This window comes from Paeniglutamicibacter gangotriensis Lz1y (genome assembly GCF_000348945.1).
Lineage (GTDB): Bacteria > Actinomycetota > Actinomycetes > Actinomycetales > Micrococcaceae > Paeniglutamicibacter > Paeniglutamicibacter gangotriensis.
The window spans coordinates 148,394-172,919 of sequence record NZ_AOCK01000007.1 but is presented as its reverse complement, the minus strand read 5'-3'; the positions used below and the strand labels follow the sequence as shown (position 1 = coordinate 172,919).

General features: G+C 66.7%; 24 protein-coding genes. 15 read left to right on the top strand and 9 right to left on the bottom strand.

What is annotated here, in order from left to right; all coding sequences use genetic code 11:
- The first annotated feature begins 180 nt into the window (after positions 1-180).
- The 4 genes from ADIAG_RS12755 to ADIAG_RS12740 all read left to right on the top strand — a co-directional run bounded on the left by ADIAG_RS12755 (position 181) and on the right by ADIAG_RS12740 (position 4,781).
- Positions 181-1,848, top strand: coding sequence for a S1C family serine protease (locus ADIAG_RS12755; protein ID WP_007271796.1), 1,668 nt, complete (start codon positions 181-183; stop codon positions 1,846-1,848).
- A gap of 374 nt (positions 1,849-2,222) precedes the next feature.
- On the top strand, positions 2,223-3,044 hold the full coding sequence (locus tag ADIAG_RS12750; RefSeq protein ID WP_007271795.1) for an electron transfer flavoprotein subunit beta/FixA family protein: 822 nt from the start codon (positions 2,223-2,225) through the stop codon (positions 3,042-3,044).
- 21 nt (positions 3,045-3,065) lie between these two features.
- The gene (locus ADIAG_RS12745) at positions 3,066-4,019 is read left to right on the top strand and encodes an electron transfer flavoprotein subunit alpha/FixB family protein (RefSeq protein WP_007271794.1); all 954 of its coding nucleotides are present in this window, start codon (positions 3,066-3,068) and stop codon (positions 4,017-4,019) included.
- A gap of 6 nt (positions 4,020-4,025) precedes the next feature.
- Positions 4,026-4,781: a PIG-L deacetylase family protein gene (locus tag ADIAG_RS12740; RefSeq protein WP_007271793.1), complete on the top strand. Its 756-nt coding sequence runs from the start codon at positions 4,026-4,028 to the stop codon at positions 4,779-4,781.
- Positions 4,782-4,918: 137 nt separating this feature from the next.
- Here the strand turns inward: ADIAG_RS12740 and ADIAG_RS12735 are convergent, their stop codons facing one another.
- The 5 genes from ADIAG_RS12735 to folP all read right to left on the bottom strand — a co-directional run bounded on the left by ADIAG_RS12735 (position 4,919) and on the right by folP (position 9,043).
- Positions 4,919-5,467: an anti-sigma factor gene (locus ADIAG_RS12735; protein ID WP_007271792.1), complete on the bottom strand. Its 549-nt coding sequence runs from the start codon at positions 5,465-5,467 to the stop codon at positions 4,919-4,921.
- 127 nt (positions 5,468-5,594) lie between these two features.
- Positions 5,595-6,062, bottom strand: a complete 468-nt coding sequence (locus ADIAG_RS12730) for a tRNA (cytidine(34)-2'-O)-methyltransferase (protein WP_007271791.1) — start codon at positions 6,060-6,062, stop codon at positions 5,595-5,597.
- A 95-nt stretch (positions 6,063-6,157) separates the two neighbouring features.
- On the bottom strand, positions 6,158-7,096 hold the full coding sequence (locus ADIAG_RS12725) for a J domain-containing protein (RefSeq protein WP_007271790.1): 939 nt from the start codon (positions 7,094-7,096) through the stop codon (positions 6,158-6,160).
- A gap of 187 nt (positions 7,097-7,283) precedes the next feature.
- Complete coding sequence (locus tag ADIAG_RS12720; protein ID WP_007271789.1) at positions 7,284-8,066, bottom strand: dihydrofolate reductase family protein; 783 nt, start codon at positions 8,064-8,066, stop codon at positions 7,284-7,286.
- Positions 8,066-9,043 carry a dihydropteroate synthase gene (gene folP, locus ADIAG_RS12715; protein ID WP_007271788.1) on the bottom strand — a complete coding sequence of 326 codons (978 nt, stop codon included), beginning with the start codon at positions 9,041-9,043 and terminating at the stop codon, positions 8,066-8,068. Before folP ends, ADIAG_RS12720 begins: the two co-directional genes overlap by 1 nt.
- A 122-nt stretch (positions 9,044-9,165) precedes the next feature.
- On the opposite strand from folP, the gene ADIAG_RS12710 reads away from it, so the two are divergent.
- The 4 genes from ADIAG_RS12710 to ADIAG_RS12695 all read left to right on the top strand — a co-directional run bounded on the left by ADIAG_RS12710 (position 9,166) and on the right by ADIAG_RS12695 (position 13,028).
- Positions 9,166-10,107, top strand: a complete 942-nt coding sequence (locus tag ADIAG_RS12710) for a hypothetical protein (protein ID WP_007271787.1) — start codon at positions 9,166-9,168, stop codon at positions 10,105-10,107.
- A 52-nt stretch (positions 10,108-10,159) separates the two neighbouring features.
- The gene (locus ADIAG_RS12705) at positions 10,160-11,389 is read left to right on the top strand and encodes a cysteine desulfurase family protein (protein ID WP_007271786.1); all 1,230 of its coding nucleotides are present in this window, start codon (positions 10,160-10,162) and stop codon (positions 11,387-11,389) included.
- Positions 11,386-12,522: a tRNA 2-thiouridine(34) synthase MnmA gene (mnmA, locus tag ADIAG_RS12700; protein ID WP_007271785.1), complete on the top strand. Its 1,137-nt coding sequence runs from the start codon at positions 11,386-11,388 to the stop codon at positions 12,520-12,522. Before ADIAG_RS12705 ends, mnmA begins: the two co-directional genes overlap by 4 nt.
- A gap of 125 nt (positions 12,523-12,647) precedes the next feature.
- The gene (locus tag ADIAG_RS12695) at positions 12,648-13,028 is read left to right on the top strand and encodes a VOC family protein (RefSeq protein ID WP_043474951.1); all 381 of its coding nucleotides are present in this window, start codon (positions 12,648-12,650) and stop codon (positions 13,026-13,028) included.
- A 38-nt stretch (positions 13,029-13,066) separates the two neighbouring features.
- On the opposite strand, the gene ADIAG_RS12690 is transcribed toward ADIAG_RS12695, so the two are convergent.
- Together ADIAG_RS12690 and ADIAG_RS12685 are read right to left on the bottom strand one after the other, a co-directional pair.
- Positions 13,067-13,408 carry a hypothetical protein gene (locus tag ADIAG_RS12690; RefSeq protein WP_007271783.1) on the bottom strand — a complete coding sequence of 114 codons (342 nt, stop codon included), beginning with the start codon at positions 13,406-13,408 and terminating at the stop codon, positions 13,067-13,069.
- A 172-nt stretch (positions 13,409-13,580) separates the two neighbouring features.
- The gene (locus tag ADIAG_RS12685; RefSeq protein WP_007271782.1) at positions 13,581-14,123 is read right to left on the bottom strand and encodes a tetratricopeptide repeat protein; all 543 of its coding nucleotides are present in this window, start codon (positions 14,121-14,123) and stop codon (positions 13,581-13,583) included.
- A gap of 91 nt (positions 14,124-14,214) precedes the next feature.
- Here ADIAG_RS12685 and ADIAG_RS12680 point away from each other — a divergent pair, with 91 nt between their 5' ends.
- Complete coding sequence (locus tag ADIAG_RS12680) at positions 14,215-15,423, top strand: MFS transporter (protein ID WP_007271781.1); 1,209 nt, start codon at positions 14,215-14,217, stop codon at positions 15,421-15,423.
- 197 nt (positions 15,424-15,620) lie between these two features.
- On the opposite strand, the gene ADIAG_RS12675 is transcribed toward ADIAG_RS12680, so the two are convergent.
- Positions 15,621-15,986: a hypothetical protein gene (locus ADIAG_RS12675; RefSeq protein WP_007271780.1), complete on the bottom strand. Its 366-nt coding sequence runs from the start codon at positions 15,984-15,986 to the stop codon at positions 15,621-15,623.
- Between the two features lie 214 nt (positions 15,987-16,200).
- Here ADIAG_RS12675 and ADIAG_RS12670 point away from each other — a divergent pair, with 214 nt between their 5' ends.
- The 6 genes from ADIAG_RS12670 to ADIAG_RS12645 all read left to right on the top strand — a co-directional run bounded on the left by ADIAG_RS12670 (position 16,201) and on the right by ADIAG_RS12645 (position 23,369).
- Positions 16,201-17,838 (top strand): ABC transporter substrate-binding protein, encoded by a 1,638-nt coding sequence (locus tag ADIAG_RS12670; protein ID WP_007271779.1) that lies wholly within the window; start codon positions 16,201-16,203, stop codon positions 17,836-17,838.
- 152 nt (positions 17,839-17,990) lie between these two features.
- Positions 17,991-19,085: an ABC transporter permease gene (locus ADIAG_RS12665; protein ID WP_007271778.1), complete on the top strand. Its 1,095-nt coding sequence runs from the start codon at positions 17,991-17,993 to the stop codon at positions 19,083-19,085.
- Positions 19,086-19,087: 2 nt separating this feature from the next.
- Positions 19,088-20,062 (top strand): ABC transporter permease, encoded by a 975-nt coding sequence (locus ADIAG_RS12660; RefSeq protein ID WP_007271777.1) that lies wholly within the window; start codon positions 19,088-19,090, stop codon positions 20,060-20,062.
- Entirely contained in the window at positions 20,059-21,744 is a 1,686-nt protein-coding gene (locus ADIAG_RS12655) for a dipeptide ABC transporter ATP-binding protein (protein WP_007271776.1), read from the top strand. The genes ADIAG_RS12660 and ADIAG_RS12655 overlap by 4 nt, the downstream gene beginning before the upstream one ends.
- A 155-nt stretch (positions 21,745-21,899) precedes the next feature.
- Positions 21,900-22,292: a chorismate mutase gene (locus ADIAG_RS12650; RefSeq protein WP_043474846.1), complete on the top strand. Its 393-nt coding sequence runs from the start codon at positions 21,900-21,902 to the stop codon at positions 22,290-22,292.
- Positions 22,293-23,369: a uroporphyrinogen decarboxylase/cobalamine-independent methonine synthase family protein gene (locus ADIAG_RS12645; protein WP_007271774.1), complete on the top strand. Its 1,077-nt coding sequence runs from the start codon at positions 22,293-22,295 to the stop codon at positions 23,367-23,369. It abuts the gene before it with no gap.
- Positions 23,370-23,383: 14 nt separating this feature from the next.
- On the opposite strand, the gene ADIAG_RS12640 is transcribed toward ADIAG_RS12645, so the two are convergent.
- The gene (locus ADIAG_RS12640) at positions 23,384-24,394 is read right to left on the bottom strand and encodes a hypothetical protein (protein WP_043474843.1); all 1,011 of its coding nucleotides are present in this window, start codon (positions 24,392-24,394) and stop codon (positions 23,384-23,386) included.
- Positions 24,395-24,526: the final 132 nt, after the last annotated feature.

Here is a 24,526-nt window from a genome sequence, read left to right as displayed (position 1 = left end):
TCTAGGTGGGTCAGCCGCGCGCGTCCACAGAATCGCCGGGACAACGGGTGTGCGGTTGCCGAATTGCGAGAACTCACAGCCGACACTCAGGTTCTCCTTTTCGTTGCCACAGCCCGCACGGGCATAGTTGTAACCAAGATACGCAGAGGAACCCCAACTTCAGGGATTGGAAGCACCACCATGAGCGAGAACCAGTTCGATCACCCGGGTACCCCGAAAGAGGGCGGGCCACAGCCGGAATCCGGTGCGGTCCCGCCGCGCCCGGTCACCCCGCCCGAATCGCCTTCCGTGACCCCGGCCGACGAACCGGGCCAGCGCCAGCCAACGACCGATTCATCGGCGCCGGTTTCCAAGATTGAGGGAGCGGCGGATCAGACTCAGGCCCTGCCGCGCCACTCCGGGACCCCCGACCAGGGGGCGGGCACGGCCGGCGCAGCAGCGCAGCAGCACAGTGCCCCCGCGCAGCCGTACGGGGCCCCTGCGCCCGGAACCCAGCTGCCCGCGGGCCAGCACGCCTGGAATGCGCAGCAGCACCAGCAGGGCGGTTCCCCCTATGGGATCCCGACGCCCGAGGAACACTCTTCGGCCTTCGGCGCACCGCTGCCCCCGGCACCGCGCAACACCCCGAAGAAGTTCACCTCCGGCGCCCTGATCGTGGGCATGGTTGCCGCGGCCGTCATCGGTGCCGGCGGTGCGGTCGGCGCAAACTATGTGATGAACTCGAACCAGTCGGTGGCCTCCTCGAGCAGCAGCACCCCGCAGGGAGACGTGGTCATCAACAACCCGGAGAACGTCACCGCCGTGACGGCGGCCGCGGCGAAGGCCAGCCCGAGCGTCGTGACCATCGACGTGGCGGGGTCCTCCGAGGCAGGTTCGGGCTCGGGCATCATCCTGGACACCGCCGGTCACATCCTGACCAACACCCACGTGGTGACCCTGGGCGGGGCCACCAGCGACGCGAAGATCGCTGTGCGCACCTCCGATGGGAAGGTCCACAACGCCACGGTGGTGGGCACCGACCCGCTCTCTGACCTGGCAGTGATCAAGATCGAGGCGCAGGACCTGGTGCCGGCCTCCCTGGGCGCCTCCGGGGAGCTGAACGTGGGTGACACCGCGATCGCCATCGGCGCCCCGCTGGGACTCAGCGGGACCGTCACCGACGGGATCATCTCCACGCTGAACCGCACCATCTCCGTGGCTTCCTCCGCGGTGCCGAAGGAATCGGCGGGCGACGATTCGAGCGAGGGCGGAGACGGCAACCAGTTCAACTTCCAGTTCCCCGGCGCTCCGGAGCAGCAGCAATCCGGTTCCGAGGGCTCGATCTTCATCAATGTGATCCAGACCGACGCGGCGATCAACCACGGCAACTCCGGTGGCGCGCTGGTGGATGTGAACGGGAAGATCATCGGGGTCAACGTGGCGATTGCTTCCTCCGGGTCCGGGGCCACCTCGTCGTCCGACAGCGGCTCCATCGGCGTGGGCTTCGCCATCCCGATCGACTACGCCAAGCGCGTGGCCAACGACATCATCGAGAACGGTTCGGCGACCCACGGGATGCTGGGGGTCACGGTGGCGGCCAAGCCGGCCAGCGCCAACGGCACAAACTCCTCATCCTTCAGCGTCGGCGCCGAGGTCAAGTCCGTGGTGCCCGACAGCCCGGCCGCCAAGGCCCAGTTGAAGGTGGGAGACGTGATCACCGGGGTGGATTCGCGCAACATTTCCGATAGCACCTCGCTGACCGCGGCGATCCGCGAAATCCCCGCCGGAGGCCAGACCGAGATCCACTACACCCGCGGCGGATCCGAGGGCTCGGCAACGGTGACGGTCGGGGAGTCCCCGGCCGGCTAACCGCCAGAGCACGGGTAGCAACCCGCGGCAAGAGTGCAGATGACGGGCGGGTCCGAAGAGCATGAGCTCCTCTTCGGACCCGCCCGTCGCGTACGTGCCGGGTGTTAGGTGCTTGTCCTAGGTGCCCGTCGCGCCGCTTGCCCCTGCGCCTTCGCACCCGGGAGCACGCCGCGATGCGGCGTGCTCCAAGCACCGCAGGATGCGCCACCGGTGAAAATCACTCTCCACGATGCGGTCCACCGATGCGTGCACCGATACCATTGAGCCGGGGGGGAGCGAACCCGGTCCCACGGCATCGTGCAGATGATGCCCCGCGCGCCCCGGGCCCCCGATGCGCCAGCGCAGCTTTGTCCACGTTTTGCAGAAAGGCAGCAATGAGCCAGAACAGCGGCACGCCCTTGAACATCCTCGTGTTGGTCAAACACGTCCCCGATGTCCAATTCGAGCGGCATCTATCGGCACCGGAAAACCGGTTGGACCGAGCGGATTCGGTCCTGTCCGAACTCGATGAGTACGCGATCGAGGCGGCCCTGGCGCTTGCCGAATCCCGCGGTGGGGACAAAGCCGGGAACACCGTCACGACCCTGACCATGGGTCCTTCGGCCGCGGTGAACGCCGTGAAGAAATCCCTGCAGATGGGTGCCACCTCCGGGGTGCATATCTGTGATCCAGCGCTGGCGGGCTCCGATGCCGTCACCACGTCGATGGTGCTGGCCGCGGCCGTGCAGAGCCTGGGCGGCTTCGACATCGTGCTGACCGGCATGGCCTCCACCGACGCCGAAACCTCGCTGGTTCCCGCCTCGCTGGCCGAGCGTCTGGGCCTGGCGATGCTGACCAACCTCTCGACGCTGGAGCTGGCCCCCGGGTCCACCACGATCACCGGGGTGCGTGAGGCAGAAGAAGGCGCCCAAAGCCTCGAAGCGCCGTTGCCGGTGCTCATCTCGGTCACCGACCAGGCCAACGAGCCGCGCTACCCGAACTTCCGCGGAATCCTGGGGGCGAAGAAGAAGAAAATCGTCACCTTGACGCTGGAGGAACTGGGCCTGGACGCCGCAGCGGTGGGTGCCGAAGGGTCGGCGACCCGGGTGGTTTCTGCCCAGGCCCGTCCGCCGCGCTCCGGCGGGGAAATCATCACCGATTCCGGATCGGCCGGCATCGCGCTGGTGGACTTCCTCACCGACGCCAAGCTGCTCTAGCACCACCTGAAGGGGAATTACATGTCAAACATCCTAGTATACATCCACGCCCCGGCACCGGTGCCGACCAAGTCCCAGCGCGAGTTGCTGGCCCTGGCCGCCTCCCTGGGCGAGGTTCACGCGGTGCTGGGCGGCCCCGCCGACCCCATCGCCCTTGAGGCCCTGACCTCCGCAGGAGCCAACGGGTTCTACACCGCGGCCGGGGGGATCGATCCGGCGGCGCTGCTGAGCCCCGCGGTCTGCCTGCTGACCGCCGCGGTGCGCGAGAGCGCTGCAACAGCGGTCCTGCTGCCCAATTCCATCGAGGGCCGCGAGATCGCCGCCCGCGCCGCGGTGCGCCTGGACTCCGGGGTCATCACTGACGCGATCGAGGTGGACGCCGAGTTGTTGGTGACCAAGTCGGTGCTGGCCGGAAGCTACACCGTCAAGGCACAGGTCACCCGCGGCCCGGCGCTGATCACCCTGAAGCCCAATAGTGTCCAGCTGCCCGCACACGAGACAGCGTCCGCCGCTGCCGCCCCGGTGCGCGAGCTCGAGCTCGGGGATAACGCCCCGGCAGCCCGGATCACCGGCACGCGCCCGCGCACCTCCAGCGGGCGCCCCGCACTGGCCGAGGCCCGCTTCGTGGTGGCAGGTGGCCGCGGCGTCGACGGAGACTTCTCCGCGGTGGAGGACCTGGCCGACGCCCTGGGTGCGGCGGTGGGTGCCTCACGCGCCGCCACCGACGCCGGGTGGATCGATCACTCCGCGCAGGTCGGGCAGACCGGTACCACGGTCTCCCCGCAGCTGTACATCTCCGCCGGGATCTCCGGGGCCATCCAGCAGAAGGCCGGGATGCAAAGCGCCAAGACCATCATCGCCATCAACAAGGACCCCGACGCACCGGTGTTTGAGATCGCAGATCTGGGCATCGTGGGAGATCTGACCCAGGTGTTGCCGCAGGCTGCAGCCGAGATTCGTCGGCGCAAGGCCTAGGCGGGCATGAGCATCTTCGACCCCGCGATCCATCGCGTGCAGCGCGTCTTGTGCTTCGGCGCGCACCCCGACGACCTGGACTTCGGCGCCTCGGGCACCGTGGCCACCTGGACCGCCGCGGGCGTGGAGGTTCAGTACTGCATCATGACCGACGGGGACGCCGGCGGCTTCGACGCGCGCAGCACCGAAGAAATCATCGCGATGCGGCACGCCGAGCAGCGTGCCGCAGCGGCCCTGGTGGGCGTGGACACCGTGCATTTCCTGGGGGAGGCCGACGGCTTCCTGGAGCCCAACCACCGGGTGATGAAGCAGGTGGTCGCGCTGATCCGCGGCCTGCGTCCCGACGTGGTGCTGGTCATGCACCCGGAGCGGAACTGGGAGCGGATCCAGCGTTCGCACCCCGACCACATGGCCTGCGGCGAGGCCGTCACCCGGGCCATCTACCCCGCGGTGGAGAACCCGTTTTCCTACCCGGAGCTGCTTGAAGAGGGCCTGGCGGCGTACAAGCTGCCCTGGCTCTGGCTCTACGGGGCGCCCTCTGAACGTGAGAACCACCGGGTGGACATCACGGAGGTGTTCGATCTAAAGCTCGCGGCACTGCGTCAGCACCTGAGCCAGCACCCCGATGTGCCGGCCATGGAAGCCTATGTGCGCGCCCAATCCGTGGAGCAGGGGACCAAGGCCGGGTTTGCACCCGGCGCGCTGGCCGAAGCCTTCCACGTGGTGGCCGTCAACGCCGCGGACACCATCGCCGGCTTCTGACCGGCGGGCACCGGCGGGCTCCGACAGGCCACGAGGTTTGTGGCTCAACGGCGGTGTGGCTTAAACGACTGTGGGCAGCTTCCTCGATGGATCTCGGGAAGCTGCCCACAGTTTGCTGTGCGCTAGGGCGCTCGGTGCTACTTCGCTTCGGGAAGTTCCAGTACGGCCAACGGCTCGTCGCTGGGGCCGGTGGAGCTGCCATCGCCGGGTTCCACCGAGACCATGACGAAGGCCAGTGACTTCACACCGCTGAATCCTTCAACGATGGGCTTCTCGTCGGGGGTGACGTTGGCCAGCAGGGTGGGCCGGTCGGTGGAGGCCTCGATCAGCCACACCGCGTAGGTTTCGGTGGGATCGATGGTCGGCAGGCTGGTCAGTTCGATCTTGCCGGCGTCGGCCTTCTCCGAGGTGGTCAGCACCGCATGTCCGCCGCCTTCCACCTTCGCCTCCACCACCACCTGGTCCGAGGCGCGGTCGACCTTGGCGGCGTAGTCGGTGGGGATCAGGTTCACGAGTCCGGCGATCAAACCGATGGCCACTACCGCCAGGGCGGCGACCAGGAACATCCATTTTTTCAGCGGGCGACGCGCAGGGACCTCTGCTTCGGTGGACACCGCATCGACGAGATCCATGCCGAGGTCCTCGTCGTTCTCATCGCCGCGGTGTGCAGGATCGGTGCCGGTCATGAGTTGCCATCCTTAGTGAAGAGATTTCGGTGGCTGATAAATGCCACGTGTAATCCTAGGGCAGAAGCCTAGGTGTTTTGTGTGTGCGCCTCGAAGTGGCGGCTGCGTGGTGGGTTGACGGTGTGGGTTAAGCCGGGGTGCTGGCGAAGGAATGTTGCCGCCAGGCCTCGTACACCGCAATGGAGGCGGCGTTGGCCAGGTTCAGCGACCGGCGGGCCTCGAGCATCGGCAGTCGCACCAGCGCCGTGACGTGCTCATCCTGCTTCACCTCGTCGGGCAGGCCCACGGATTCGGGGCCGAAGAGCAGCACATCGCCGGGCTCGTAAGCCACCTCGGTGTGCAGGGTTTCTCCTTCGGAGGTGAAGGCGAAGACGCGGGAGGGGGCCAGAGCCGCCCATGCCGCTTCGAGGTTAGGGTGCACGGTGACCACGGCCAGGTCGTGGTAGTCCAGACCGGCGCGGCGCAGTTTGGCGTCTTCGAAGTCGAAGCCCAAAGGCTCGACCAGATGCAGCTGCGCACCGGTCACCGCGGCCAAACGGATGGCGTTGCCGGTATTGCCGGGAATTTCAGGAGTGTAAAAAAGGATTCGGAACACGGAGACCAGTTTACGCCCGCGCCGGTGGAGCCGGGCATTAAGCCCTCCCGTGGCGTGGCCGCAGAGGCACCGCAGCGCCCCGCGGGGGTGCGTGGCTAGTGCATTCCGCCCAGCAGTCGGGCCAGAATGGTGCGATCCACCACATGTGGTGCGGGGCCGGTGCCCAGGAACATCTTCAGTTCCCGCACCAGCTTCACCGCGTTGACGACGTTGAGCACATTCATCGGCCCCGGCTCCCCGCCGCGGGCGTAGTCGATGACAGGTTCGTGCAGATTTCCGTCGGGCGAGAGAATCACGGTCCACCCGGTGACGTTCAGTTCCGGGAAGAGGCGCTGCATCTGGTGCACCACCGGGGACAGCTGCGGCGGGGCAATGTGTTTGCCGTCGCGCAGCAGGTGTGCCCCGTCCCAGCGGTAGACGCCCTTGGGCAACATCATCGAGTGCACCAGCGCCAGCCGGTACCCGCCGAGCAGGGCGTGGTCGATGTATCCGCCGGCCGGGGCGTGGAGCCCGTTGACCAGTCGTGCCGACGGCAGCACCGAGAGCAGCTGTTTTTCCAGCAGGGCCACCGTGCGGTTCTCGCGGGCCAGACGCGCCTGGGCACCGAAGATGCCGCGCTTGCGCGGGGTGCCGTGGACCTTGCGGAGCGAAGTGGCCCGATCCGCGGCGCCTAACTGATCCAGCGGGGGCAGATAACTGGTGGCCGAGGTGGCCGAAGGAGATGACCCGCCGGTGCCAAAACGCATGGAACCGTTTCCAGGGGCGCCGGAATAGGCGGGGTCGTGGGTCTCGGGGGCCGGGGCACCGCCGCGCAGGTGGCTGGACTTGGTGCCATAGCTGCGGTCGTAACGGGTCCGCGCCTCGGAATCGATGAGCGTCTCGTAGGCCAGGGTGGCGCGGGCAAAGTCCTCGGCGTTGCCGCCATGGTCCGGGTGTGTGAGTCGGGCTGCCTTGCGGTATGCGGACTTGACCTCCGTGGCACTGGCGGTGTGCGAGATTCCCAGGATGTCGTAAGGGGTTTGACGCTGGGCCACGGGCGGGAGCCTTTCACAAGTATGGACGGAGTCGGAGGTGCGTGATGCTCTTGGAATCCTACCGGTTGGCCTCCCACCGAGTGAATTTGCTGGCCGGGAGAATGCCGGGAACACGAGAAATCATCGCGAGTTCCGCGGCGCACACCTCGTGACAGTCTTGGGGCAGGGGCCCTCGGTCAAGGCCGGTCTAGTCGGCTTGGCCCTGCGGGTCCGCGGGAGCGTTCTGCCGCGCACGTCGGTATTCGGCCAGCAGGGCGGCATCTTCTTCGAACAGGGTGTGTAGAGACATCGGGCGGGAGTCGTTGTGCCCGGTCCCGTGGGCGATGCGCGGCGAATCCCCGCCGGCCAGCAACGGGGTATAGGTCACGCACAGGCTGTCGACGGCATCGGCCCGCTGGAAATCGGCGAAGAGCGTGGGTCCGCCCTCCGAGTGCAGGACCCGGTGCCCGCGGGCGGCCAGCGTCTTGATGATCCACCGGGGATCGATCCCCGGTCCCGGTGTGCCGGTGGAAACGACCTCGGCGATTGATTCAAATTGCGCGATCTTGGCACCGGCAGCGGAGCCCGTGGTCAGCACCATGATCTGGCCAGGGTTCTGGGTGAACAGCTCGCTGTGAGGATCCAGGTCCAAGTGCCCGGAGACCACGACCAGCACGGGGCGTTCGGGCAGAGACCGGGCCACCCGCCAGGTGCGGGAGGGCTCATCAAGCAGTTCCCCCTCATAGCCCTCGGCCCGGATGGTCCCGGCACCCACCAGGATCACATCGGCCTGGCGGCGTAGCAGCATGAACACGCGTTTGTCGGCGGCGGTGCCCAACGCTCCGGAGAGCCCTCCGAGGGTGGCTGCACCATCGAGCGAACTGACGAAGTTGAAGCGGGTGAACGGGGCATCTCCCGCCGGTGGGGCATAGGAGGCCAGCAGCAGCGCGTCGTCGGGGGCGGTGGCCGCGGAGGGCAGCAACCGGCGCATCAGGCATCTTCCCTGCTGGCCAGCGGGAGGCCCGTGGTGATCCCGTGTGCGGGGTCGGGTAGATGGGGATGCGCCGGGGCATTGACCTCGCCCATGTTGTGCGCCAGGTAGGCCGGCTCGCGCCAGCCCATCGCCGCCTCCAGCATCCGGATCGTCGCGACCGACTCTTCGACATTGTGCATGCGGATGATCCGAGCGCCGTTCATGATGCACATTGCCGCGGCGGCCATGGATCCGGCCGTGCGCTCGGTCTTGGGCGCATCGAGGGTCTCACCGATGAAGTCCTTGTTGGAGACCGCCGCGAGGCTGGGGTAGCCCAGTGCCGCAATGGCCTGGAACCCGGCGGTGATCTCCAAGGTGTGCAGGGTGTTCTTGTTCAGGTCGTGGCCGGGATCCACGATGAGCTTGTCCTCGGCGATGCCCAGGGAGATGGCGTAGTCGACCCTGCCGCGCAGGTAGGCGGCCACCTCGGTGACGACCTGGTGGTAATGCGGGCGAGGGTAGATGGTCCGCGGTGCTGCCAGTGAATGGGTGAGCACCAGGTGGACCCCGGTGCTCGCGACCACCGCTGCGAGTTCCGGGTTGCTGATCCCGGTGGTGTCGTTGATGACATCGGCTCCTGCGGCAATCGCCGCCGCGGCTACCTGCGGATCGAAGGTATCGGCGGAAATGATCACGTCGCTGGTGGCCCGGACCGCCTCGATCACCGGGACGATGCGTTGGGCTTCCTCCTGCCAGGACAAGGCCGGCCCGGGGGAGAAGGGCACCCCGCCGATGTCGATCCAGTCCGCTCCGGCATCTACCGCGTCCAGCGCCGCATCCACGGCCGAGCCCAGGGCAAAGGTGGCCCCGGAGTCGTAGAAGCTGTCGGGGGTGCGGTTGATGATGGCCATCAACGCGATGCGTTGGCTGAAGTCGATGCTGCGGTGCGCAAAATGGTGCACCGGGTGGCGGAGATCTGGCAGGTACATGCTCATGCGGGCTCCTCGTGAAGATCTGTTAGATCATTCTTACCAGTTTTAGAAGGATTTGGTGGCCCGGACCCGATCTTGTTCCCCCCGAGTGAGGGCGCCGCAGTAAAGCTCGGTACGCTGGATGGATGACTTTGAATTTCGTTGACCCGGTCGCCGGTGCATGGATTGTGCAGGCACTGCAGGACCAGGGCGGGGACGCCGACACCGCCAACCTCGTCGCGGGGCAGGTGCCGCGCGGCTATGGCGCCTACATCAGGATCTTCCACCCGGCCATGGACCAGGACGGTCAGCCCGTGAGCTGGACCAAGATCGCCGCACGCCGGGGTGCCACCATGCATGCGCTGGCCCAATTTGCCGCACTCTCGGGGATCGGCGAGGACGGGGTGCCGCTGGCCGAGGACTCCTGGGAAGGCGAAGCGCCGGGCTGGGACGGACTCGGAGCGAAAGAGCTGCGGGCGATGGCCCCGCTGCTGAGCGCACACACCGGCACCCCCCAGATGATCCATCTGGCCCTGTGGAACGGGCTGGCCTTCATTCACGGCGGGGACCAGGTCGAAGTGGTGATCACCGAAGACCCTGCGCTGAGTGCCGAAGAGAACGCGGCTCGGGCCGTCGAGCATGCGGCCCGCGCCAAGGCCCCGGCCTTCTCCGAAGACGTACGCACCGGCCCGACCCTGCAGATCGGATCGGGCTACCGCTCCTTCTACCTCTTCACGGGGGACGGAGAGGACCTGGCCAGCCCGCTGTGGGCGCGCACCTCGCTGGGCGAACAGCGCCAGTCCCCGTCCCTGGCCTGGCCCGAGGACCGCGCCTGGATGATGAGCACCGAACTCTACGAGGACTCCACCATCGTCGGCGGAAGCCGCGAGCTGATCAACGCCCTGCTGGCAGCCGAGGGCCTTGAAGCCTTCGAAGTGCACGAGGATTCGCGGCTCGACGCCGCCGGAGACACCCTGAACGAACTTCCCGAGCCCGATACCACGGCCTTTGACCCCGAAGAGCTCTCCGCCGAGTTCTTCGCACCCGGGGCAGCGGAACGAAACCGGGACCCCTTCGGGCAGCTGTGAGGAATCACTCCGCCCCGAAGCAGTGCAACAGGGCTAGAATTGTTCGGTGCCCATGACGCCCATATACCTCGATCACGCGGCGACCACACCCATGTCGTCGACCGCACTGGCCGCCATGACCCATGAGCTGGCCCAAACCGGCAACCCGTCCTCGCTGCACGGGGCCGGACGCCGCGCCCACCGCGTCATGGAGGAGTCCCGCGAACGCCTGGCCGCGGCCGCCGGCGCGCATGCCTCGGAGGTCATCTTCACCTCCGGCGGCACCGAGTCCGACAACCTGGCGCTCAAGGGCCTGTACTGGAACCGCAACGGCGCCGACGCGCGCCGCACCCGCATCCTGGTTCCGGTCATCGAACACCACGCGGTGCTCGATACCGCAGCATGGCTCGAGGCCCACGAAGGGGCGCAGATTACCTGGCTGCCGGTCGACTCCGATGGGGTCATCGACCAAGAGGTGCTCGAAGCGGAAATCACCGCCGATCCCGGCTCCATCGCGCTACTGACCTGCATGTGGGCCAACAACGAGGTTGGCAGCGTCCAGCCGATCGCGCAGATTGTTGCGCTCGCCGAAGAACATGGCATCCCGGTGCACGCCGACGCGGTCCAGGCCTTCACCGCTCTGCCGATCTCCTTCGCCGACTCCGGCCTGGCCACCATGGCCATCTCCGGGCACAAAATCGGCGGTCCGGTGGGCATCGGCGCCCTGCTGGTACGCCGCGACATCGTGCTGACCCCGGTGCAACACGGCGGCGGGCACGAACGCGCGCTGCGCTCCGGCACGCTGAACGCCGCCTCCGCCGCGGGATTCGCCGCCGCTGCCACCGAGGCCACGGCCAACCTGGCCGCCGAGTCGCAGCGGCTGGCCACGCTGCGCGACACCCTGATCGCCGGGGTGCGCCAACAGATCCCCGAAGCTGTCTTCAACGGCACCGCCGATGCGCAGCACACAGGGACCCGGCTGCCGGGCAACGCACACTTCACCTTCCCGGGCTGCGAGGGCGATTCCTTGCTCTTTGTGCTGGACATGCTCGGGGTGCATTCCTCCACGGGTTCGGCCTGCACCGCCGGGGTCCCGCGGCCCTCCCACGTATTGCTGGCCATGGGCCGGGACGAGGAAACCGCGCGCGGAGCCCAACGCTTCACGCTGGGACACAGCACCGGCCCCGAGGACGTAGAAAAACTCGTGGCAGCATTGCCCGAGGCCTACGCGCGGGCCAAAAAGGCCGGTATGGCCGCACAAGTCAGCAGCATTCAAACGGCAGGGACAGGGTTTTCACGATGAAGGTTTTGGCAGCAATGAGCGGCGGGGTCGACTCCGCGGTCGCGGCGGCACGCGCCGTGGAAGCAGGCCACGAGGTCGTCGGGGTGCACCTGGCGCTGAGCCGGATGCCCGGCACCCTGCGCACCGGGTCCCGCGGCTGCTGCACCGTGGAGGACTCCAACGACGCCTGGCGCGCCTGCGACAAGCTCGGCATCCCCTACTACGTGTGGGACTTCTCCGAGCGCTTCAAGGAAGATGTGGTCGACGACTTCATCGCCGAGTACGAGGCCGGGCGCACCCCCAACCCCTGCATGCGCTGCAACGAGCGCATCAAGTTTGCCGCGCTGCTGGAAAAGGCCCTCGCGCTGGGCTTCGACGCGGTCTGCACCGGTCACTACGCCAAGGTCATCCGCGACACCGAGGGCAACCCCGAGCTGCACCGCGCCGCTGACTGGGCCAAGGACCAGTCCTACGTGCTGGGCGTGCTGACCGGCGAACAGCTCGAGCACTGCATCTTCCCGCTGGCCGAGACCCCCTCGAAGGCCGAGGTGCGTGCCGAGGCCGAGGCCCGCGGGCTCTCGGTGGCCAGCAAGCCCGACAGCCACGACATCTGCTTCATCCCCGACGGTGACACCCGCGGCTGGCTGGCCGAACGCATCGATATGACCAAGGGCGAGATCGTTGATGCGACAGGCGCCCCGCTGGGCGAGCACGAGGGCGCCCACGCCTTCACCGTCGGGCAGCGCAAGGGCCTGAAGCTTGGCACCCCGGCGGCCGACGGCAAGCCGCGCTTTGTGCTGGAGATTCGTCCGAAGGAAAACAAGGTCATCGTCGGGCCTGAGGCACTGCTGGCGGTCGACGAGCTGCGCGGCATCAGGATTTCCTGGGCGGGGTTGCCGATCGCCGACGCGGCGGCCGGCATCGAATTCGACTGCATGGTCCAGGTGCGTGCGCACGGGGACCCGGTCGATGCCCGTGCCCGCGTTGAAACCCAGGAGGACGGGTCGGCCGTCCTGGTCGCCACGCTCATCGAGCCGATGCGCGGTGTTGCGCCGGGCCAGACCATGGTGATCTACCAGGGCACCCGCGTGCTGGGCCAGGCCACCATCGACTCGGCCCGCTCCACCGCATGGGACCCGTCCCTGGTGTCCTAAGGCTGAACCACGTTTGTTGAAGGCCTCGCCGGTTGCTTGTTGCACCGGCGGGGCCTTTGTTCTTGATGCGGGATGGGTCGCTGTTCGCTGTTCCCTGGCCGCAATCGAGCGACTATCGTGTGGCCATGACCAGTCGACTAGCCTCCATAACCATCGATGCGACAAATCCATCGGTGGTGGCCGATTTTTGGTGCGCAGTGCTGGGCTGGCAGGTGATCGAAGAAGACGACGAGGGCATCGGCATCGGCCCGAGCGACCAAGCGTGGCCTTCCCTTGAGGTGTTTGCGGTGCCCGAGGCCAAGAGCGTGAAGAACCGGCTGCATTTTGATCTGCGCGCGGACGGGGTATCCACCGCAGTGGAGCTTGAGCGACTGCTGGGCCTTGGTGCCCGGCGCACGGAGGTGGGGCAGGGGCCCGAGGTCAGCTGGGTGGTCCTGGCTGATCCCGAGGGCAACGAATTCTGCCTGCTCTCCCGAACCGTCCAGGACCTCCCGAACCACGAATGAGCCCGGCTGCGCCCGGCTGAGCTGCCGTGCGCAGAAAACTAGATCGGCGAAACCCGCGGTGGCTTCGGGCGAGCCCGCACCCAAACGAAAGCCAAGAGAATCAACGCCACGGCACTGACCAGGCACAGCAGAGCGCCCCACGGGGCATGATCGCCGCCGGAGATACCGAAGGTGTCGGCCAGACCCATGCCCGCGGGGAACGAAGCGATCATCATCGAGGGGGCACCGAGCACGATGATCGCCAAGGGCAGCCTCGTGGCACCGGCGGCGGAGATTTTCCGGCGCAGCGCGGCTACCAGCACTCCGGCGCCCAGCAGGATTCCTGTCAGTGCCCACACCGCCACCAGGGGCGTGCCCCCAGACACATTGGCTCCGGACATGTGCGCACGGATTTCTCTCAGCGTGGAACCAGGAACCGCGGATACGGGGTTCCACACCAATGATCTGCAAGGCGCCGACGATCGCGTAGCAGGCGATGAGCCCAAACCCCACCCAAGCGGCCCGCACCGCGGGGGAGTGCTCGGAAAATGAATCAGTCATCATGCCGCCACCCTAGCTGCCCTCGGGAGGCCCCTCGGGGTGCGGATCTTCAGCGAGGGACCTGATGTAGGAGGCGTTGCCGCGGATGGCGGGTTTGTACCTGTCCAGATCCGGGGTCTGGACACCTGCGGCGACCACCTCGAGCAGGGTGGCAACTGCCGCGTCGAGCCGGCTGCAGGCATGCAAAGAGATCGCCTCGAACACAGCCAGGGACGGTGAGTCAGGAAATTGTGCCCTGGCACGCTCGAAGACCGCGGCCGAACCGGCAAGCTCGCCAAGGTTCCGCAAGGTGGATCCGTACTGCACGTAGCATCGGCGCAGCTCATCACCGGACAGCCCGGCCTGCAGGGCCCGCTCGTAGTAACAGGCAGCGGTGCGTTCCTCGCCCGCGGTGTCGTAGGCTCCGCCAACCTCGTACAGGACCCGGGGAATGGCCGGGTGCTCGTGGGCGATCGGCAACAGCGCCTCAATGGTGGGCTGCATATTGTTTCGGTCGCCGGCTGCGAAGATCCGATCGAGTTCATCATCCAGTGTCGTGGACCCAGTATCCGGCAATTCCCGTCCCTGGGGAGTTAGCTCGGTGGCGAGTTGGCAGGGGACTTGGCCTCGCCGGCGGGCAGCGGAACTGCCTGTAGGATCTGAGATCATGTCGCTGGGGCGCAGATACCGAAGATTGTGGGCGGGCCATGCCGCCTCGAACTTTGGCGATGGCATCAGCTACGTCGCCATCCCGTTGCTGGCCACGGCGTTGACGACCAACCCGCTGCTGGTCGCGGGGCTGCCCATGGTGTATTCGGCGGCCAAATTCCTGGTGGTGCTGCCCGTCGGCGCCGTCGTGGACCGGATGGACCGCAAAAAGATTCTCGGGGTCTCCAATCTGGGCAGAAGCCTCCTGTTGGCGGTCTTGGCAGTGCTGGTGGCCACCGGAACCGGGTCGCTGCCGGCCCTGTATGTGGTCTTCACCCTGATCGGGCTGCTGGAAACGGCTTCGGACAACTCGGCATTGGCCATCCTCCCGTCACTGGTGGACAGCAAGGACCTGGACCGGGCCAACAGCCAGATTTCCGCCACTCAGCTGGTTGCCGACGAGTTCATCGGCCCGCCGCTGGGCGGGTTGCTGTTCGCCGCGGCCATGGCCTTGCCCCTCGCCACCACCGCCGGGGCGTACGCGGCGGCCGCGTTCCTTTTCCTGGGTGTGGTGGGTACCTTCCGGCCCGGACGACGGCCCGGGCCCCGAAGATCGCTGCACCGCGAGGTTGCCGAAGGGGCCACATGGCTGGCCAGGCACCCACTGCTGCGCTCGTTGGCGGTCATCAGCGGATTGGCAAGCATCGGTTACATGATGCCGTTCTCGATCCTGGTCCTGTTTGTGCAGGACGTGCTGGGTCTGGGGTCCGCAGGTTATGGGATCCTGCTCTCGGTATCGGCGCTGGGCGGGCTCGGCGGGGCGGCAGTGGTGGCGCCGCTGCGCCGCAGGATCGGGTATGGGGCCACCACCGCCGGCAGCCTGCTGGTGGGCGCGGCCAGCCTGTTGGCGATTTTCTTGACCGATGTCCCGTGGGTGGCCGGATTGTTCTTGGCCACCTACATCCTGCACGCCGTGATCTTCAGCATCTGCGTCAGCTCCCTGCGCCAACGTCTGGTGCCGGATCAGCTGCGCGGACGAGTCAATGCCGTCTCGAAATTGTTCGGTCTGGCCGGACTGAGCGTCGGTGCCGGCCTGGGCGGGCTGCTCGCGACAGCATTCGATCTTGCCGTGCCGTTCCTGGCCGGGACCGTGGTGTTCATCCTCTGCGCGGCCATCGCCTGGCCCAACCTCCACAGATGGGAAAGGGCCGCCACGGATCATGCGTGAGCGGGGAAACAGAACCTCGAACCATCACCCGGGGCCCGGGACCGACGCCGTTCCACACTCAACCGACGGCACGGCGAGGGCGGCGCAGGGTGAGCAGGCTCATGGCGTTGTTGCTTGCCCACGCACAAAAAATCCCGCCTGCAGGTCGCGGAAAGCGGCTGGCAGGCGGGAGATTGGTGTTCAAAAAGCGCTGAGGGTTAGGCCTTGTCTTCGTCGACGATGCCGTACATACGGGGGGAGATGTCGGGGTATTCCAAACGGGTCTTGCCCGCTTCCAGGCTCGGCAGCTGCGCAGGACCGTGTTCGGTGCAGTGCACGAAGTCGAACTCGGGCCACCACTTCTTGGGTCGCTCGGTCTCGGAGAACCCACAAACAGCGCAGGTCAGGTGGACCCACACGGGTCGTTTACCGGTTCGGTTGGCGCGCGATTGAATCAGCCAAGCCGGGGGATTGGTGTTCAACTCGGCAAAGGCCGCTTCGCTCATGCGCGGCGGAATTCCGTGGCGCTTGGCCATTTCCATGGGGATATCCAACGCAATGGCTGCGTCTCTACGTGTCATCATCGTGCTTAATCCTAGGCCACCGGTGCCGCTGTGCCGACCTCGTGCGGTTTATACCCCATCCGGGGCGCTGACTTGGCGATGGAACTATCACGTTTGGGTTTCAATCCGTGCCAAGGTCCGGGATATTGGTATTTGGTGACGGTGATCACCTAGGCTGTATGGCACGTGGGTTTACTCACACTTCACGTGCTCGCAGACAGATTAAGGATTGCTCATGGCCCGCAAGAAAAACGGGATGCGTCTCGCCGCAGCCGTTATCGGCATCTCTGCCCTGGCCCTGACCGGTTGTACCGGTCCGGCCGCAAGCCCCGAGGGCAGCGAAGGAGGCGACGGCGGCACCACAAGTGCGCCGATCACCCTGGGAACCACCGACAAGACCACTTCCCTTGACCCGGCCGGTTCCTATGACAATGGCTCGTTCATGGTCATGAACCAGATCTACCCGTTCCTGCTGAACTCCAAGCCCGGATCGGCCGAACCGGAGAACGACATGGCGGTCTCCGCCGAGTTCAGCACCCCGACCGAATACACCGTGAAGTTGAAGCCCGGACTGAAATGGGCCAACGGTTCCGATCTGGACTCCAAGGACGTCAAGCACACCTTCGACCGCCAGGTGAAGATCAACGATCCCAATGGTCCCGCTTCCCTGCTGGGCAACCTCGATAGCGTCGAGGCCCCGGACGCAACCACCGTGGTCTTCAAGCTCAAGAGCGGCAACGACCAGACCTTCCCACAGGTGCTCACCAGCCCCGTGGGCCCGATCGTTGACGACGAACTCTTCCCGGCCGACGAAATCCTGGACGATGACGCGATCATTTCCGGCGAGGGCTTCGCCGGCCAGTACACGATCGAGTCCTTCGCCAAGAACTCGCTGATCTCCCTCAAGGCCTACGAAGGCTACCAGGGCTTGCTCGGTGAACCGGCGAATACCGAAGCCAACATCAAGTACTACGCGGACTCCAACAACCTGAAGCTCGACGTGCAGCAGGGCAACATCGATGTTGCCTGGCGCTCGCTCTCGCCCACGGACGTCGAGGACCTCTCCAAGGACTCCAACGTCCAGGTGCTCAAGGGTGCCGGTGGCGAGCTGCGCTACATTGTGTTCAACTTCGACATCATGCCGTTCGGGGCCAAGACCTCGGACGCGGATGAGAAGAAGTCACAGGCGGTCCGCCAGGCCGCGGCCAACCTGCTTGATCGCCAGGCCATCGCCACCCAGGTCTACAAGGACACCTACATCCCGGCGTACTCCTACGTTCCGGCGGGCTTCACCGGTGCCATCGAACCGCTGAAGGACATGTACGGCGAGGACGGGGGCCCGTCGCTGGACAAGGCCAAGGCAGTGCTGAAGGACGCAGGGGTAGATGCCCCGATCACCCTGAAGCTGCAGTACAACCCGGACCACTACGGTCCGAGCTCCGGTGATGAATACGCCATGGTGAAGAACCAGCTGGAAGAAGGCGGCCTGTTCAAGGTCGACCTGCAGTCCACCGAATGGGTCACGTACCAGAAGTCACGCGTCACCGACTACCCGGCCTACCAGCTGGGTTGGTTCCCGGACTATTCGGATGCCGATAACTTCCTCTCGCCGTTCTTCGCCAAGGACAACTTCCTGGGCAATGGGTACGACAACGCGGAGGTCGGCAAGCTGATCAACGAGCAGCGCGTCGAAACCGACCGTGACAAGCGCACCGAGCTGATCGAGGAAATTCAGACCAAGGTCGCCGAGGATCTCTCCACCCTGCCGATCCTGCAAGGTGCTCAGGTCGCCGTGGTCGGCGCCGATGTGAAGGGCGTGGAGTCCACGCTCGACGCTTCGTTCAAGTTCCGTTTGGGCGTCGTCTTCAAGTAGATTCCCCTGCGACTCGCGGATACCCACCGCGAAGCATCCTGCCTACGGCCCAACCAAGCCGCGCACACCGACAGTTTTGACGGTGGGCGCGGCTTGGTTGCGGCCCGCCGCACAGTTTTCCACCGTTTCCTGAGCTAGGACTCCACCACCTCATGGCCATCACCACCGAACTTGCCGAGGAACCCTCGGCGCTCCCGGGCCCGACAACGAAGCCCACCAAGGCAGGGGGAAGTTTTGCGCGCTACCTCGTCACACGCTTCCTGCTGATCTTCCCCACTATTTTCATCCTGGTCACGCTCGTCTTCTTCCTGATGCGCATCACCGGCGACCCGATCACCGCGGCCCTCGGCGGCCGTTTGACCCCCGGCCAGCTGGCCGAGCGCATCGCCGAGGCCGGCTACGACCGCCCGGTGATGGTCCAGTACTTCGAATACCTCGGACAGGTTTTCACCGGCAACTTCGGCCGCACCATCTCCGATAACCGTGCGGTCACCGAGGTGCTGCTGACCTACGGGTCGGCCACCGCGGAACTGGCCTTCAACTCCCTGCTCATCGCCCTGCTCATCGGCATCCCCTTCGGCTTGCTCTCGGCCAAGCTGCGCGACCGCTGGCCAGATGCGATGCTGCGCGTCTTCGCGATCCTGTGCTACGCCACCCCGGTGTTCTTCGCCGGGCTGCTGCTCAAGCTGATCTTCGGGGTCTGGCTGGGCTGGCTGCCGATCGCCGGTCGTGCCGGCATCAACGCAGAATTATCGCTGACCAGGCTGCAAAACCCGTCGGGCATCTACCTGCTTGACGCACTGCGCTCGGGAAATATGGAGGCTGCTTCAGATGTCATCCAGCACGCGATCCTGCCCGCCGTGGCCCTGGGCCTGCTCACCGCCGGGGTGTTCCTGCGCCTGGTGCGCACCAACGTCATCGGTACCCTGGGCCGCGAATACGTGGAGGCAGGCCGCTCCCGCGGAGTCTCCGAGTACCGGCTGCTCACCAAGCACGCCTACCGTCCGGCGCTGATCCCCATCATCACCGTGATGGGCCTGCAGATCGCGTTGCTGCTCGGTGGCGCGGTACTCACCGAGACCACCTTCGAGTGGAAGGGCCTGGGCTTCATGCTGGCCCAGTACCTCACCGCGCGCGACTTCGTGGCGGTGCAGGGCATCGTGGTGCTGCTGGCAGTCATCGTCGCGCTGACCAATTTCATTGTGGACATCGTTGCCGCACTCATCGACCCCCGAGTGAGGTTCTAACCATGAGTACATCCATCGTCAGCACCCCGCGGGCCGGAAAACCGCTGTGGCAGCGTCTGCCCATCATCTCCCACTACCGGATGAGCGCCGGGCTGCAGCGCGGCATGCTCGTCGCCGGTTTGGTGCTCACCTGCATCTTCGTCCTGGCCGCCGCCCTGGCCCCGCTGATTGCGCCGTACGGGCACGCACAGATTTCCGATGCCTCGGGCAACTTCCCCACCCAGGCACCGCCCGGCGGCAGATTCCTCTGGGGCACCACCGTGGGCGGGTTCGACGTGTTCTCCCGTACGCTCTGGGGCGCACAGACAGCCTTCGCGGTCATCGTCATCGCCGTGGCCTTCTCCATCTTCCTCGGGGTGATCCTGGGCCTGGTCTCCGGGTACCTCGGCGGCTGGCTGGATCGGATCATGGTGGTGCTGGCAGATGCCATCTACGCCTTCCCCTCGCTGCTGCTGGCCATCGTGATGTCCATCGTGATCTCCCAAGGCCAATCCAGCCTGTGGGGCGGGGTGATGGCCGCGGCCATCTCCATCACCGTGGTCTTCATCCCGCAGTACTTCCGGGTGATCCGCGCCGAAACCGTCCGGCTGAAGGCCGAACCATTTGTGGAATCCGCGAAGGTCGTGGGCGCCTCCAGCGGCAGGATCATGTTCAAACACATCTTCCGCAACGCCACCCGGACGCTGCCGCTGATCTTCACGCTCAACGCCTCCGAGGCGCTGCTGACCCTGGCGGGCCTGGGCTTTTTGGGCTTCGGCATCGAACCTACCGCGGCCTCCGAATGGGGCTTTGACCTGAACCGTGCGATGAGCGATGCGACCAGCGGGATCTGGTGGACCGGGGTCTTCCCGGGTGCCGCGATCGTGCTCACGGTGCTCGGACTGACCCTGGTGGGCGAATCCATGAACGACTTGGCGGATCCACGCCTGCGGCTGCGCCGCAAGGCCAAGAACCGCGGCGGAAAGGCCACAGCATGAACGCGCAACCACTAGACGCGACCGGTCGGGCCGACGGCATCGTACTGTCCATCGAGGACCTCGAGGTCACCTTCGCCACCGACGCCGGGCAGGTCCCCGCGGTCCGCAAGGTCGGCTTCGAGGTCAGTGCAGGCGAGGTCGTGGCCGTGGTCGGCGAATCCGGATCCGGCAAATCGGTCACGGCCCGCACCATCTTGGGGCTGCTGGCCGAGACCGCCACGGCCCGCGGGGCGGTGCTGCTCAACGGCAGCAACATGCTCACGCTCTCGGCCCGCGAGCTGCGCGCGATGCGCGGGGATGACGTGTCGATGGTCTTCCAGGAGCCCTCCACCGCACTGAACCCGGTCTACACCGTGGGCTGGCAGATCATCGAGGGCCTCCGCGCGCACGGCAAGGTCTCCAAAAAGGAAGCCAAGGCCCGCGCCATCGAGGTGTTGCGCAAGGTCGGCATCCCCGAGCCGGAAAAGCGCGTCAACTACTACCCTCACCAATTCTCCGGCGGGCAGAAGCAGCGCGTGGTCATCGCCGCGGCGCTGGCCCTGAACCCGGCGCTGATCGTCGCCGACGAACCCACCACGGCCTTGGATGTCACGGTGCAGGCCGAAATCCTGGAGCTGCTGCGCGAGGTCCGCGACGACTTCAACACCGGGATCGTGCTGATCACCCACAATATGGGGGTGGTCGCCGACCTCGCGGACCGGGTGGTGGTGATGTACCAGGGCAAGATCGTGGAAACCGCGCCGAGCGTGGAGCTCTTCGCCAACCCGCGTGAAGAATACACCCAGGCGCTGCTGGCAGCGGTGCCGCACCTGGGCCGGAACTCCGCCTCCGCGGGGATGAGCGAACGCTCCGGGCAGGAGCAAGAGGTGCTGGTCGAGGCCACGGACCTGAACATCACCTTCCCTGGACGCCTGGGTTCCCCCTCCTTCACCGCGGTGGATGGGGTGTCCCTGCAGATCTGCGCCGGGGAGGTCTACGGGCTGGTGGGGGAGTCGGGCTCCGGCAAGACCACCATTGGCCGGGCCATCGCCGGACTGAACCGGGTCAGCTCCGGATCGCTGAAGGTGCTGGGCCACGAGATGCTCGGGTTCAAGGAGCGCAGTTTCAAGAAGGTGCGCCAGGACATCGGGTTCGTGTTTCAGGACCCGGCGGCCAGCTTCAACCCGCAGCTTTCGGTGGGCGAATGTGTGGCCGAGCCGTTGTACGTGCACACCTCGCTGGAGCCGCGCGCGGCCCGCAAGAAGGTTGAGGAGCTGCTCGAAGCGGTGCAGCTGCCGGCAGCGTTTGCCGCCCGCTTCCCGCACGAGCTTTCCGGCGGGCAGCGTCAGCGTGCCTCGTTGGCCAGGGCCCTGGCGTTGGATCCGAAGCTGCTGATCGCCGACGAGCCGACCAGTGCACTGGATGTCTCGGTGCAGGCCAAGGTGCTGGAGCTGTTCAAGGAGCTGCAGGCCGAGCTCGGTTTCGCTGCCCTGTTCATCTCCCACGACCTGGCCGTGGTGGACATGCTTTCCACCTGGGTGGGTGTGCTGTACCGCGGAAAGCTCGTCGAGGAAGGCATCGGCAACCAGGTAATGGGCGACCCCCAGCACCCCTACACGCGGCGGCTCATCGCCTCGCTACCCGTGCCGGATCCGGTGGAACAAGCCATCCGTCGTGAGGCGTTCCTCAAGACGTTGTCGTGACGTTGTAGCGTCGCTGGTGTGCGCACCAGCTACCGGCCCGGGGGCCCGGTCCACCGCATCGGTGGGCCGGCCCCCGTCGTGTTTTCCCCCACCGGCGCGGGCGTGCCCATGTCATGGTTGGGCGCATTTGGGGACACAACCCTAGACTTGAAGCCATGAGCCAACAGAAGAACGAGCAGGTGCCCGGCACCGACGACACCGGTGCCTACGACCCCAGTGCCAGTTCGCTGGCCGACACCGTCGATCAAGAGATCATGGACGAGTTGCTGGCCATCCGCAGCAGCATCGACAACTTCGACGCGACACTGGTCTACCTGCTGGCCGAACGCTTTAAGGCGACCCAGCGGGTCGGCCATCTCAAGGCCGTGCACGCGCTGCCACCGAGCGACCCGGGACGGGAAAAAGCGCAGATTGACCGGCTGCGCCGGTTGGCCCACGAAGCCCACCTGGACCCCGAATTCGCCGAAAAGTTCATGAACTTCATCATTTCCGAGGTCATTCGGCACCATCAGACCATTTCGGCCACGCATGCGGAGGCCGGAAACTAGGTGCAGCACCTCGATGATCGGCAGCGCCAGCAGACACCACCCGAGCCAGCGCCGCGCCCGGTGCGCGCCAGCGCCCTAGGCCCGATGCCCGGCACCGACCCGATGGAATCGGTGCTGGTGATCCGCGGCGAGATCGGCGCCCCGAACCTGCCGCACCTGCAACAGCTTCCCGGACGCGGCGTGGGCTCCGATGCCACCGGCCGCGGGGCCCAGCTGCTCGAGGAGCTCGCGGTGGACCTGCGCCCGCACGGCTGGAAACTGTCCGATGCCCCGGGCATCGACGCCAAGCGGGCCGCCTCGGCCCTGCGCACCGACCTGAACGTGCTTGCCGATGCCATCGGCGCCGAAGAATCCGGCGGCAACGCGCTGAAGATTCAGTTCCCCGGCCCCGCCACGCTGGCCGCCAACCTGTACCTGCACCATGGTGAACGGGCGATCTCCGATCACGGGGCACGCCGCGACGTGGCCCAGTCGCTGGCCCTGGGCGCGGCCCGGCACGTGGCGGACGTGGCTCGGATGACCGGCGGACAGAAAATCACCGTGTACCTCGAGGAACCCGATGCCGCCGCGGTGCTCGGCGGGCTGCTGCCCACCGCCAGCGGCTACCGCACGCTGCGCTCGGTCCCTGCCGCGGAGCTGCGCAGCTGGTGGTCCGAGCTCATCGAGGCGCTGCGCGGTGCGGGCGCCGACGAGGTCGTGATCGGTGCCCAGGGTGCCCCCGGAAGTTGGATAACGTTGGCCGGCACCGCACTGGAGGCGGGAGCCGACTCACTGGGCGCCAACGCCGCAGCACTGACCGTCCCGGGCTGGGAATTGTTGGCCTCGGCCGTGGAATCGGGCAAGGGCCTGTGGCTGGGTTGTCTGGACCCGGCAGCGGAGCCGGCCGGCACCGTGGAAGCGGTCCAGGCGATCCGCCGCCCGTGGCGTCAGCTGGGCCTGCCCGATTCGGCCCTGGGCGCTTTGGTGTTGACCCCGACGCACGGGCTCGGGGAGAGTTCCCCGGCGCGGGCTTCGGCCCTGCTAGGGAAGCTGGCCGAATACTCCGAGGCGCTGAACCAGGTCCGTGTCGACGGTTAAGCCGACGTCGATGACTAAGCCGGGGGCTCAGTCCGCCGGGCCGCATGTCCGGGGATCGGATGGGCCGGGCCCCGCACCGATTCGGCGTGCAGCACCACATCCAGGCGTTCGTGTCGGATCCGCGCATCAACATGCAGCAGCGTCAGCATGATCTGTCCCAGCACCATGGACAGGGCACCGACCACCGCCTGGATGACGACGCTGGCACCCACTGTCAGCGGGGTCTCCGCGGCGCCGGTGATGAATTGTCCCGAGAGCACACCCAGGATCTGGGTGGCGAGCCCGGATAACAGGGCCAGGATGATGCCGACCACCAACAAGATCCCCAGGATCCGCCACCAGGAGCCGCGAACCAGCCGCCACGAGGAGGCCATGGCAGCGCCGAGACCCAGCGACCTGGCCACCATTTCGGTCGGCGCGAAGCAGAGCTTGATGGCTAGCCACACGTACAGCACCGCCAGCGGCAGGCAGCAGAGCAGCAGCAGTGCCAGCGCCACAGCCAAGCCCAGCTGGCTTGCCGCCAGCACGGTGCCCGCCACCGCGAGCACTCCAACCACTGACAGCGCCGCGGCGATCAACAGGTTCCAGACGGCCAGCCGCGGCATGGCCCTAGCGCTCAGTGCCAGCGCTTGGCCCCACCCGGTGCGCTGGCCCAGCGTGGCGCGCATCGCGACCACGGTGCTCGGCCCGATGACCAGCACCCCGGCCACCAGCTGCACCAGCAGGTAGATCGCCAAACCCAGGGCGTAGCCGGGCCAGGCCTCCTCAAGCTCCTGCAGCAAGCCGGGCGGCAGCGGCAGCCCGGGGCCGACCTCGACCCCGACCTCGACGCGGGGAGCCAGCGCAGCGAGCAGCAACACCGCGGTCAGCGCCGGCAGCAGCTGGGCCAACACGGCGTTTAGCAGCGTGGGAATCGGCGCGAGCCGGATCACCGCGAAAGTGCCATCCAGCAGGTCCCCGAAACCCAGTGGCCGCAAGGCGATGACCCCGAGTTTTTGCGGCGGTGGCAGCTGAGGCGGGGGCACGGGCGCGGGACCGGCGGCAGGAAGGGGCTGGCGGTCCCACCCGGACGGGGGAGGCCCCCAGCCCGGGGAAGGATCCTGCCGATCGTGTCCGGGCCCGTCGTGGGGTATCGGCATCGGAGAACTTCCTCTGTT